This window comes from Novosphingobium sp. PhB57 (assembly GCF_004342985.1).
In the GTDB taxonomy this organism is placed as follows: Bacteria; Pseudomonadota; Alphaproteobacteria; order Sphingomonadales; family Sphingomonadaceae; genus Novosphingobium.
Genome location: NZ_SMBO01000001.1, coordinates 1 through 12,558 on the forward strand (window position 1 = coordinate 1; position 12,558 = coordinate 12,558).

8 protein-coding genes are annotated in these 12,558 nt (G+C 61.3%); 2 read left to right on the forward strand and 6 right to left on the reverse strand.

The window, feature by feature from the left end; genetic code table 11:
• Window positions 1–77: 77 nt before the first annotated feature.
• From EDF58_RS00005 to EDF58_RS00025, 5 genes are all read right to left on the reverse strand, one after another.
• On the reverse strand, window positions 78–536 hold the full coding sequence (locus EDF58_RS00005; protein ID WP_132261608.1) for a hypothetical protein: 459 nt from the start codon (window positions 534–536) through the stop codon (window positions 78–80).
• Complete coding sequence (locus EDF58_RS00010) at window positions 533–1,522, reverse strand: DUF1837 domain-containing protein (protein WP_165921298.1); 990 nt, start codon at window positions 1,520–1,522, stop codon at window positions 533–535. Before EDF58_RS00010 ends, EDF58_RS00005 begins: the two co-directional genes overlap by 4 nt.
• A gap of 656 nt (window positions 1,523–2,178) precedes the next feature.
• Window positions 2,179–3,429: a dicarboxylate/amino acid:cation symporter gene (locus EDF58_RS00015; protein WP_132261612.1), complete on the reverse strand. Its 1,251-nt coding sequence runs from the start codon at window positions 3,427–3,429 to the stop codon at window positions 2,179–2,181.
• Window positions 3,430–3,521: 92 nt separating this feature from the next.
• Complete coding sequence (locus tag EDF58_RS00020; RefSeq protein WP_132261614.1) at window positions 3,522–4,985, reverse strand: amidohydrolase; 1,464 nt, start codon at window positions 4,983–4,985, stop codon at window positions 3,522–3,524.
• Window positions 4,986–5,066: 81 nt separating this feature from the next.
• A complete protein-coding gene (locus tag EDF58_RS00025) occupies window positions 5,067–7,400 on the reverse strand; it encodes a TonB-dependent receptor (RefSeq protein ID WP_132261615.1) in 2,334 nt (777 codons plus the stop codon).
• A 230-nt stretch (window positions 7,401–7,630) separates the two neighbouring features.
• Between EDF58_RS00025 and EDF58_RS00030 the strand changes: the two genes are divergently transcribed.
• Together EDF58_RS00030 and EDF58_RS00035 are read left to right on the forward strand one after the other, a co-directional pair.
• Complete coding sequence (locus EDF58_RS00030) at window positions 7,631–8,098, forward strand: sigma-70 family RNA polymerase sigma factor (protein WP_243653996.1); 468 nt, start codon at window positions 7,631–7,633, stop codon at window positions 8,096–8,098.
• Entirely contained in the window at window positions 8,095–9,129 is a 1,035-nt protein-coding gene (locus tag EDF58_RS00035; protein ID WP_132261619.1) for a FecR domain-containing protein, read from the forward strand. The genes EDF58_RS00030 and EDF58_RS00035 overlap by 4 nt, the downstream gene beginning before the upstream one ends.
• A gap of 10 nt (window positions 9,130–9,139) precedes the next feature.
• Here EDF58_RS00035 and EDF58_RS00040 read toward each other — a convergent pair whose 3' ends face one another.
• Window positions 9,140–11,434, reverse strand: a complete 2,295-nt coding sequence (locus EDF58_RS00040; RefSeq protein WP_132261620.1) for a TonB-dependent receptor — start codon at window positions 11,432–11,434, stop codon at window positions 9,140–9,142.
• Window positions 11,435–12,558: the final 1,124 nt, after the last annotated feature.

The window sequence follows — 12,558 nt, forward strand, 5'->3', positions numbered from 1 at the left end:
CCTCCGACGGTCAGCCGGACAGCAGGGGAACATGGGTCAATTCTCAGTGGAAATTTATACACTCCCCGGGTCACATCTCAGTGCAACTCAACACATAACTTCTGCTGGAAGTCTGTTAGCAGCACCGTGCGCCCATTTATCGTCACCTCATGCGCGGCGGCCGACGCGAGTTCTTCAACGATAAGAGCGAAGGGGAGGCTAGGCTGTGCAGATTCAACGTCTGCACGCGTACCAATGGATGGGAAGTTTCCAAGACGCATGAGCACGACGCGCAGGGCTTGGTCCAAAGGCACCTGTTCGGTGCCAAACAGATCGTAAGCACAAGTCGCTATTCTGAAGGCTGCGCGTCGATGATCTACCATTTCCGAACACGCTAGGATAGCCGCGGAACGCATCAATCGCGTAGCATCCGCAATGTCCGCGGGGCCGTCGTCGACGCCGCTTATCTCTTTGGTGAGCCACGCGAGCTCGATGCGAAGCGATGCGTCGTGAAAGCGGGGATTTTCCCAAATTTTGTCAGCCAGTTCCTGCATCATGGCAGCCAGCCAATCCGAGCTTGAAAGAGGTCGCGAAAGTCTTGGACGGCTGGAAGTGGGAAGAAGAAGAGCTCCACATCCTGAGAGCCCAATCCTGCCGCCTCGAACACAGCGGCGACCTTTGGAGCCACCACTTGAAGCTGCTCCCTAGCCAGCGATCGGAAGGCATCCTCGGCGCCCAGGTCGCCAGCGGCGCTGGCCTTTTGAAAACCATCGAAATCAAAGCCGATCAGGCAGGTGATAACGTCTTTTCGCTCGTTATATTCCTCCTCATGCGGATCCAGATATCGCAGAAGGGCATGCTTGGCGTCAGCGTCCAACCCTGTGAAATCAATATTTCGCTGAACAAGTTGCAGCTCGTGGTCAAGTTCATCCGGCTTCAAAGATTTTGCGATCGATTTCGCGGCGGCGGTTAACGCTGCGCCGACGTCACCGTACATTTTCGCCTCTCCCCAGTAGAGGAATAGCCTCGCTGTCTCAGGGCAGTAGCGAACATGGACCCCGTCCGCGCCGTGAACGGGCATCTGCGGATTGGTTTTCAAGGTCATTTTCGCAATGACCTGTGGGGCGCCTAAAACCCATTCTGTCAGCAGATACAGCAGTAGCTCGCCGGCCTCGCCGTTCCGGTTTGTCGCCTTGTGTGCCTTTATGAAAAGCTTGGTGGCGGAATCGTTGAGTTGTGTGGTTTTAACTAGGAGATCATCGAACGGCAGTGTCGACTGCAGCGCTCTCACTGCGTCGATTTCCTTTCGAGTTAGCGCGAAAGGTGTCAGGTGAAGCCATGCCAGCTCGACCAGTTCCTGAACCGTGGTTTTGCCTTGCCGGAAGGCGGGAAAATGCAGTCGAAGTGTGATGCCTGAGCACTCACACGACACCTCATGCTGCAGCTCCCTTATCCTCGGCCCTAGTTTTGAATAGTCCCGGCGAAGAGCAGCGAGAACGGCATCTAAGTCTGGGTTTTCGGCTTCTACGCTTTTCTGAATCAAAATACCCCCGGTGGATCTTACCCCACCGATAAGCCTAGCGCTAGATTACGATAAAGTAAGTAGAAATTTAGCCTAAGGCGACGCTGCGGGTGGCTGGCAGAGGGGTGGTTCAGAACGCTAGGTTAGCCTAGGACTGCATCGTGGTAACTATGCGAAGGCTGCTCATAGGGCTGTCAACACCAGACTTCGAACGACCATCGTGGAGCAGCTATAGCTCTGCTAAGCGAAACTCGGCTCTTCCGTGGTGGTCGCTGGTAAGCCAACTGACCGGGGGGTCCCATGTTTAGCCGTTCACTGTCACTAGCGGTTCGGTGAGCGAAGGGCGACTTTCAGGGTGGTCAAAAGAGCCGCTGAACGGCGGCTAAGTCGGCGGCAACGGAAGGTACAGTCGCTCCCACTCTGCGTCCAGAATCGCACTGTCACGCTCCGGACCCAACAGTCCCGAATGTCCCAGCCCCGGACGTTCACAATTATTTTGAGACCGCCGTAATTCGCTGAAATCCTTCATTCTGTGGCGGACGATCGCCTGGATGATTTAATGCTTGAGTCATTTATGAGCTCGCGAAAGCGAGCTTGTAGGACTTGGGCGCAGCCAAGATCATTATGAGATTAAAGTGTAGTTAGCCGGGGCGCGCACATTTCTATTTTCATTTTTGCTAAACTGACAGTGCGTCAGGCAATCTTTGGCATTGGCGTTTAAGCTCCCACTTGCTGACCACCGCCGTCGCGATGGCATTGCCTAGTACGTTCGTGGCCGTGCGGCCCATGTCCATGAAGTGATCGACGGCAAGGATGAAGGCGATGCCTTCCACCGGCAGGTCGAACTGCCCCAGCGTCGCCGCGACGACGACCAGCGATGCGCGGGGTACGGCGGCGATGCCCTTGCTGGTCACCATCAGCACCAGCAGGATCGTGATCTGCGTCATGATCGGCAGGTCGATACCGTAAGCCTGCGCGATGAACAGCGTGGCGAAAGTGGCGTACATCATCGAACCGTCGAGGTTGAAGCTGTACCCCAGCGGCAGGATGAAGCTATAGATGCGCCGGGGTACGCCGAACCGGTCAAGCTGCTCGAGCATCTTGGGGTAGGCGGCCTCTGACGACGCGGTGGAGAAGGCCAGCAGCACCGGTTCGCGCACATAGCGCAGCAAGGCGAATATCCGCCGTCTCAGAAACAGACTGCCCGCGCAGATCAGCAGCAACCATAGAGAACCCAGCGCGAGGTAGAACGATCCGACAAGCCTGCCGAAAGTGACCAGCACGCCAATCCCTTCGGTGGTCACCGCTGCCGCCAGCGCGCCGAATACGGCCAGCGGGGCCATCCGCATGACATAGCCGGTGACTGTCAGCATCATCTTCACCATCGCTTCGATCAGCGTAACGATGGGCTTGCCGTCCTCTCCGATCGCGGTGAGCGCTACGCCCACGAAGATCGAGAAGACGACGATCTGCAGGATCGAGTTCTCCGCCATTGCCCCGACCATGGAGGTGGGGAAGACGTGCAGCACGAAGTCGCGGAAATTCAGCGCCTGCGCATCGACCGCTGCCGCGCCGCCGGTGCGGATCAGATGCAACCCTTCGCCGGGAGCCAGCAGGTTCACCAGAACAAGGCCCAGCGCCAGCGACAGGAGGCTGGCCGTCAGGAACCACGCCATCGCCCGCCCGCCTATGCGGCCCAGCGCCTTGCTGTCTCCCATATGCGCCATGCCTGCCACTAACGTGGAGAACACCAGCGGGGCGATGATCATCTTGATCAGATGCAGGAACACATCGGCAAGAAGGTGGAAGTAGCCCGCGACCTCCTTAGCCGTTTCGGGCGTGTCGCCGACAAGTTGGTTTGCGGCAAATCCCGCGCAGACGCCGGAAACCATCCCGGCGACGATGAAAGTCGTCAGGCGACGTGACATAGGCAATTCTCTTTGGAAGAGGGGGTGTTCAGAACCCAAAAAAAGACCCGGTTCCACCGAAGTGGGCGGAACCGGGGTCAGGATGGGTCCGGTCAGTTCTTTGCGGCAGGGGCGTTGCGGTAATCCAGCGAAGGCGCCTTATCGCCGAGCAGCGAGTGGTAGACGAAGTCTGCACCGCGCCGTTCGTCCAGTTCCTTCTTCGCTGCGGCCAGCGTTTCCGGGCTTTGGAACAGCTGCGCGGCAGTCAGGGCCAGAGTCTTGCTGGCGACTTCGGCGCCCTTGGTGCCGATGCTGGTGCCGCTGGCGGCAACGGCCTGCCAGCTATGCGGCGGCGTACCGGGCACCCAGGTGCCGGTAGAAAGGCCCGCGGTGGGCGTGGTGTAGCTGACGTCGCCGACGTCCGTGGAGGCGGACATGATCTCGCCGCTGGAATAGGGCGCGACGCCCGATGCCTGCTTGCGGCCACCCTTTGGCAGCGTGGTGGCGATCTTGTCGATGAACGCCTGTTCCTCAGCCGTGAATGTGGGCAGCGGAACCTGCTTCAGGTTGTCGTACATCATGTGGCCTAGCGTATCGTTGGGCAACAGATCGAAGGTGCCGCCGATCTGGTCGTATTCCACGGTGGTGCCCGTGCCCAGCGCGGCGCCTTCAGCGGCCTTCTTCACGCGCTCCATGATATCGGAGACCTGCTGCTGGTCAGGGTGACGCACGTAGTAATAAACCTCTGCCGTATCCGGCACGACGTTGGGCGCCTTGCCGCCATCGGTGATGACGTAGTGAATGCGCGTTTCCTGCGGAACGTGTTCGCGCATCATGTTGACCATGTTGTCCATCGCCTCCACCCCATCGAGTGCGGAGCGGCCACGCTCGGGCGCAGCGGCGGCGTGGGAAGCGAGGCCGTGGAAGCGGAACTTGGCGCTGACGTTGGCAAGGGCATGGCCCTGCATCGCGCTATAGCCATCACCTGCGTGCCAGTGCAGCATGGCCGAAACGTCCTTGGTCAGACCCGAACGCACGAGGAAGACTTTGCCCGAACCGCCTTCTTCGGCGGGCGCACCGTAGACGCGCAATTCGCCCTTGATGCCGTGAGCGGCCATCCAGTTCTTGGTGGCGATGGCAGCCGCCACCGAAGCCGCGCCGAACAGATTGTGCCCACAGGCATGACCGGCGATACCGTCGATCACATGACGTTCCGGCTCTGCCGCCTGGGCAAGCCCCGGAAGGGCATCGTATTCGGCCAGAATGCCGATGACCGGACCGTCCCCGTTCTTGTAGCTGGCGATGAAGGCGGTTGGCATTCCAGCGACACCGGCAGTCACCTTGAAGCCCGCAGCCTTCAGGTCCTTTTGCAGCAGGCCAGAGCTTTTCGTCTCCTGAAACCCGACTTCGGCCCAGGACCAGATCTGCAGCGCGTTGCGCGCCATCGCGGGCGATCCGCGATCGACTTCGGCAAGGATCGCCTTGCGGTCGGCATCGGCCAGCGGTTCGGCCAGAGCGGGGGTGGCGGCCAGAAGTGCGGAAAGAGAGAGCAAGGCGGTACGAAGGCGGGTTTTCATCGGGCTACATCCTCGTCGAAAGGGCACATCGAAAGAGTTCCTGCGCGGATCTGAAGGCGATCCGCGCAGGTGGTCAGGGGATCAGCGCTTGCCGAACGACATGCGCAGCTGGGCACCGAACACGCGCGGCTCATTGTAGACGAGCGTGGTCGACGTCACCGAAGGCGTGACGACGCCACCGGCAGCAGCATAAGTTACGTCGAAGAGGTTGCGCACGAAGAATCCGAGGTCGATGCCACGATCTTCGATGTTGTTGAAGTCCAGCTTCAGGTTGACGGTGTCGTAAGCCTTCTGGATGCCGTTGGTGTCCAGCGGGCGCTCCACGTACCAGACCTTGGTGCTGTGGAACCAGTTGGCGTTGAACACCATCTCGGCGAAGTTGCCCAGATAGGTCGCATAACGCGCGCCGCCGCCGATGGTCCACTTGGGCGTGTACGAGAATTTGTTGTTCACCGGGTTGTTGCCCAGCAGCGGGATGAAAGCCGCTGGTGCGTCGTACTCGTCGTACTTGGCATCGGTGTAGGCGCCGAAGCCGGACAGCGTGAAGCCGCTGGTCGGCGTGATCGAGAAGTCGAACTCGGTGCCCTTGATCGTCGCCTTGGCGGCGTTGATGATCAGGCTGCCGGGATCGTTGGCGGGGTTGCCGTCACCATCGAAGTCCGCACCGGGGAAGATCGAGCGCTGGATGTTGTTATACTTGCTGGTGTAGGCCGCGATGTTGAAGCGACCCTTCACGCCGCCCAGCTCCCAGCTGCTCTTGATGCCCGCTTCGTAGTCGGTGACCTTTTCCGGCTTGAACGTCTCGAAACCGTCGAAGTAAGGCGACATGCCGCTCTGGTTGAACCCTGCCGAGCGGTAGCCGCGACGGTTGGTGATGTAGAGGAACAGGTCGTCGTTGACCTTATAGTCGAAGCCCAGAGTCCAAGTCGGCGCCTTGGAGCTTTCCGAACCGGTCTTGCCGCCGCGCGCGGCGCAGGCGTCAGGGCCGATGCGATTCGCCGTGTCCAATGCCGCGACCGAGCAACCGCTGGACTTGTCCCAAGTGTAGCGGAAGCCGCCGTTGAAGCGCAGACCTTCCGCGAAACCGCCGAAGGCATAGCCGATCTGGCCGAACAGCGCCTTGCTGCTGGAGGTGTTGTAGTTTTCGTTGAAAGTGAAGGTGCGGCCCGGAATCACGGCGGAGTAAGTAGCGCTGCCGTTCACGCCGGTCGGGTCGCTCTTGAGGTAGAAGGCGCCTACGATCCAGTCCAGACGATCGTTCAGCAGTGAGCCGAGGATCTGGAACTCGTTGGAAAGCTGCTCGACGTCGGTGCTGGAAACGCCGTCATAGAGGCGCAGATACGTGCCATCCATGTCGCGGGCCGCAGCAACCTTGCTGCGGCGATAGCCGAAGATGTCCTTGAAGGTGACGTCGCCCACTTCCAGTTCGGTGGTGTTGGCCACGCCCCAGAAGGTGCGGTGCGAATAGGGAACGATGCTGGTGCTGACATCGCGAACGCCTGCGGCCTGCTGTTCTGCAAAGGCAATGTCGATGTCGCAACCGGCCACGCCGCAATCGAAGTACGGACGGTTCGCAGCCGTGCGCGCAGTGCCGCCACCGCTGACGGCAGGGTTCGGGTAGACGCCGTTGAGCACGGTGCCAGTGCCGTTTTCACGGGCGCGATACCAGTCGAAAACGGTGGTGTTCTTCAGCCCGTTGATCGGCTCCAGCAGCAGCGAGGCGCGGAAAGCGTCGTTGTGGCGATCGTCAAGGTCGCCGCCGAGGCCGTGGTTCTTGGTGTAACCGTCACGGCGCGCGATCTGGCCTGCAACGCGCAGCGCTACGTGATCGGCCACGATCGGCAGGTTCACCGCGCCTTCGAAGGTCGTCTCGTTGTAGGAGCCGAGCGTGATCTGGCCGTAGCCTGCAAGGTCGTAATCGGGCGCGACGGGGTACAGCAGCAGCGCGCCGCCCGTGGTGTTGCGGCCGAACAGGGTGCCCTGCGGACCCTTCAGGACCTGAATCGAGCTGATGTCGAACGTCGGCACGATGCTGCCCTCGTTCGGCAGCGGCACGTCGGCAAAGTACGTCACGACCGAAGGAGCCGACGCGCCTGCCGTCGCGCGGCGCTGGCCGCGAATGACGATGGAGGGCGTATCGCGCGAGGTCTGCGGGGCGACGTTCAGGCCCGGCGTCGTGTACGTCAGGTCCTGCGTGCTGACGACGGCCTTTTCGCGCAGCATTTCGGAGTTGAACGCGGTGACCGAGACGGGGACGGTCTGGGCGCTTTCCTCACGGCGGCGCGCGGTGACGACGATATCGCCGCCGGGCTGGTCGAGCGATTGAGCCTGCGCTTCCGACTGGGCATTGGCAGGCGTGGCGATGGCGAGAACGGTGGACGCGAGAAGCAGAGCCGACAGGCTGCGACAGGTCATTTTTTGTTACCCCATGTTTATGTCGACCTGTCCCTGATTTGCAGGCCGATATGTGCAAGACGCAGCCGATCGCGGATCATTCGCTTTGTATGAAAAAATATTCCGGGTGACGGCGATGGGGCGCGGCGGCTAAGGAAGCCGGGCATTCGACACGGAAGGCCGGACTCATTTTCTCGCTTCGCAGGACATCGCCGAACAGGCAGGAGCAGGCTCGTACCCACGCTCCGGACTTGTCTTCGCATGTGCCTGCCTTGCGCCGGTACATCGCCAAGCGTGCGCAGCCGGGGGATGTGGACGATCTGGTGCAGGACGTGCTGGTGCGCATGCATGTGCGCGGGCAGGCCGATCCCGTCGCCAATGTGGAAGGCTATCTGTTTCAGGTTGCCGCCAGCGTCCTGACGGACCGCGCCCGCCGCGATACCGTGCGGCATCGCGGTGCCCATCACGAATTGACCGAAGCCGTCCATCCCATCGACGAACTGACGCCCGAACGTGTGCTGCGCGGGCGTGAGGATGTGGACCGGCTGGCCAATGCGCTTGAGGAAATGCCCGAGATGACGCGCGATGCTTTCGTGCTCCATCGGTTCGAGGAAATGTCCTACGACGCGATCGGGGAGCATCTGGGCATCTCGAGCAGCGCGGTGGGGCGCCACATCATGAAAGCGGTGCGGTTTCTGGCGGCGAGGGATCTGCCGTGACCAAGGCGGTAGACCCCCGGCCTTTCGACGCGCACGCGCTGGAAAAGATCGATTCCCCCGAAGCGACGGCGGCGGCCTATTTCAGTATCTTCCGCTCACCCCGCGCGACGGAGCGGGATTACGAAGACTTCGAAAGCTGGCACGCCCGTGACGAGGCGAACCGCATCGCGTGGGCCAGCGTCGAGCGGGCGTGGGAAGGCTCTGCCGCGATGCGCACCGAGGCGCGCGTTCTGGAAATCCGTGAGCGTGCGCTGGCCAACCGCCGTGGCCGCAAGGCGTGGGTACGCCCTGCGATGGCGGCCTGTCTGGCGCTGGCGCTGGTCGGCGGCGTGGTGGCTGTTCAGCGGCACCGCGAAGCCTCTGCCCCGGTGGCGCAGGTGGTTGCCGATAGCCTTGTCATCTCCACCGGTGTGGGGCAGCAGAGCACGTTCCGCATGACGGACGGCTCCGTGATCACCGCCAATACCGCCACCGCGCTGACCGTGGCGGAAAGCGATACGCGCCGCAGCACCACGATCCGCGAAGGCGAGGCATTCTTCGAAGTCGCCAAAAACCCGCGCAAGCCGTTCACGGTGACGGCGGGCGGAGTGACGGTGACGGCACTCGGCACCCAGTTCGCAGTGCGCACGGTCGGGGGCAGGGTGGACGTAACGCTCGCCGAAGGGCACGTCCGCGTCGACATGACCGCAGCCGATGGCCGTGCCGCGCAGTCCACGGTGCTACAGCCCGGACAGGAACTGGTCTGGAACGGTCGCAGTTATCGCACCGCCGCGGTGGAAGTGGAGCGTCGGCTTGCATGGCGCAGCGGCGTTATCGATTTCGACCGCGTGCCGCTGGCGCAGGCCGTGGCGGAGATCAATCGCTACAGTCCGCAGGAGATCATCGTCTCCAGCCCGGCGATCGCCGGCCACCCCATCAGCGGCACGTTCCGCATCGGCGTGACGCGCGGTTTCCTTCAAAGCCTGGAACTGGCAGGGGTCGCGCGCGTGGAGAACGAAAGCGCTACCCGCGCAGAGCTTGTCGCGCCGTAAACGGCGTTTTTCACTCAAAACTGTAGCGAATACGCACGCCGATCGTGCGCGGCGGCCCCGGAATGATCGTTGCGGCGGTATAGGCCGGGTTCAGCGTACCGCCGCCGCTGGCGTAGAAACGGTCCGTCAGATTGCGCCCCCAAAGCTCGAAATCGACAGGAATCTCGCCGGGTTTGCGCCATGTCACGCTGGCGCCCAGCAGTCCGTAGGCGGATTGGCGGGCGAAGGCTTCGGTGGGCCGCTCGGTCAGACGGACGCTGCTAACGTAGGCATAATTGGCGCTTAACCCCACGCTACCGAGTGCTTGTGGCAGCATGATCTCGTGTGACAGTGCCAGCGACCCACTAAAGGACGGCGTGTAAGTAAACCGGTTGTGCAATGGGTCGCTACCCAGCAAAGCAGTCAGCGCAGCAGGTGCATCGATCCGGGTATAGCGCGCATCGATCCACGATCCGGTCAGCGTCAGGTGAGTCCGCACCCCCAGATCGAGCGAGAGGTCACCGTCCAGCCCCACAATCCGGGCTTTGGCGCTGTTGATGTAAAGCGTCAGCGGATCGGTCGCCAGATCGTCGTCGCCATCGAAATTGACGTCGGGAAACAGTGCGCGCTGCACGTCGTCATAGAGGCCTAGGTAACCCGCCACGGCATACGAACCGCTGATTCCGGCCAGATTGATGCGCCCTTTCGCCCCCAGTTCGAAGTCCGTCAGCGTTTCAGGTTTGAAGGTCTGGAAACCCGTCAGCGTCCCACCCAGCGCAGGCGTATTGTAGCCACCGGACCGGAAAGCGCGGCGACTGGTGAGGTAGACGCTATGCTCCCCGAACTTGGAGGTCAGGGCCAAAGTCCAGGTCATTCGCCCCGACCGGGCCTGCGCGCTGGTGCCTCCTTCATCAAGGCATTCCCGCTCGGACAGCGGCGCGGCGGTGGCAGACCGCAAGGCGCAACCGCTGCTCCGCTCTCCCGTGTAGCGCAGCCCCGCATCGGCGGTGGTATGCGCCGCTATCGGCATGGTGATCTGCCCGAAAATGGCAGCGCTGCGGAACGTCTGGTAACTGACCGCGTGCGACGGAGGGTTGTCTGGCCGGGTCAGGCGAGAGACGGTCTGGACCACCGGCCCGTCTGGCGCGCTCTCCAGATAGAAAGCTCCGGCAATGTAGCGCAATTTCCCGGTGCGGCCCTGAACCTGAAGTTCTTCGGTCCATTGCCGCAATTGCGCGGAACTGATGGAATCGTTGATCGGCAGCGGCGTCCCGTCGCCGTCGAGGGCATAGTTCATGCGGGTCGTGCGAAGGCCGACGATGTTGCGGACCAGAAGATCGCCGTCGCCGTATTCCGTCACGTTGCCAATGCCCCGGAACCGGCGCTGGAATTGCGGAGCTACGCTGGACTGCGACGTGCGCTGCCCCAGCGTTTTCTGCAAATTGAGGTAACTGTCGATGTCGCAGGCCCCGGCGCCGCAGTCGAAGTAAGGCGCGTTCTGCGCATTGCGCACGCTGCCGCCGCTGTAGACCCCGGTGAGGATCAGTGCTGCGCCCAACTCGTCAGCGTTCAACAGATCGAACGTCGTCGTCGAGCGCAACGGACCATCGGGATCGAACCGCAGTATGGCTCGCATCGCATCGCTGTGGGCGGTGTCGGTGCGCTCACCGGAATGCAGCCGAGTATAGCCGCTCCGCCGCGCCCGCTGGCCGGAAACGCGAAGGGTCAGGCTTTGTGAGAGAGGCACTTCAACGGCGCCTTCCAGCCGGGTCAGCCCGTAATCTCCCGCCTCACCCTCGATATAGGACGGCACACCAGAGCTGGGCTGCACTGACCGCAGCAGGACTGCACCGCTTGTCGCATTGCGACCGAACAGAGTGCCTTGCGGACCGCGCAGCACTTCTGCCGATGCCATATCGAACAAAGGCGAAAGCGCGGCCTGATTGGGCAGGGGCACTTCGTCCTGATAGACCAAGAGCGGCAGGCGATTTTCGTCGCTGATCGATCGGCGCTGGCCGCGCATCACCAGAAGCGGAGTGGCGCTGCTGGTCTGCCCGGTAGCGACGAAGCCGGGGGTGATCCGTGCCAGATCGGCCAGCGTTCGGACCGCTCTCTGTTCCATCGCCATACGGTCGAGGTGATTGACCAGCAGCGGCACATCCAGATCGCGCTCCGGACGGCGACGCGCGGAAACGAGGATTTCCGGTGCATTCTCGACCGGAAGCGAGGACGCCCGCTGTGTTTTGCGTATGCCCGGTTGGACTTTGACGATTAGGTAGACGCCGGGCGCCACGGCGCGGATGGATAGCCCCATGCCCTCGATCATCCGGGCGAGCGCTTCGTCTGCCGGAACGTGGCCATGGACGGCGTGAGTGCGTCGCCGCTCCGCTCCCGGCGCGTTCAGCAGGACTTCGACTGCAGCTTGCCGCCCCAGAATGGCGATTGCGCGGGACAGCGGCTGCGCTGGAACGTCCAGCTCAGGCGCTTGCGTTCGCGCACTGACCCCCGACGAAGTAAGAACTGCGACCGCACCGATGGCTTTCGCGATGCAAGCACGCAACCCGATGTTTTCCCGGCAATTGAATTATAGAATTTCCCTGTTGGCGCGACGCTATCGGGCTTGCCGCTTCGCTTCAAGGGAAAGCCAAGGCAGCGGCCAAAAAACCACCTTAGTTTTCTAAACGATCTATCCGACTGCATAATCCTTAGGCAGATATTTTCCTGGCGTTCGATGGATTAGCTGGCCCAGAGAAAACCGTCGTTCGCGATCATCAGCACGAAACGCCGCTCAGTCTCACGACCTTCTGACCGCTCTCGTCCCAAAGCTGGTCATTCAAGTCGACTTTTTATCGATGAACGGCAGAGAAATTTTGACGGGGCTAGCCGGAGCTGAGGGACAACCTGTGTTCCGTTTTGCAGTGTTCCCGAATGCCGAATGCGCTTCGCTAATGTTGAGTGTGATGGAAAATTATGAGACAGAATGAAACAACTAGACAGTCAGAAAAATATCCTTCAATCATGTCCTGGCGCCGGACGAATTATGTTGTTTGAGTGCGAGTGGTTAGATGTGTGGGAATTTAGTCTGGGCTTGGATTAAAAGTGAATTTGTATCAAAGTGTTAATACTTAAAATACAAATCCCACCCTCTCCGCCAAGAGCCACTGCGACGCGCAGTTACCTACAACGACATCGGTATTCGCTGCAAGGCCGCTTCCGCGACATGGTCCCGGTGCGTTTGCCGGCGGAGATGCGGCATTATTCGGCACCTAGGTCCCTCAGCATGACGATATGACCTGGCGCGTGCTTCGTGAAGGCAGGCGGGGGTGCCGCCTTTCGATGTCGCTGGGCGCTTGCGGGAAATCGTGCTATCGGGGCGGCGCTGATGTCGCTCTAAACGGATATTGGACCGTTCAGTCGGCTTCCTCGTTCCATAGTCGCTGCAAGAGCCAG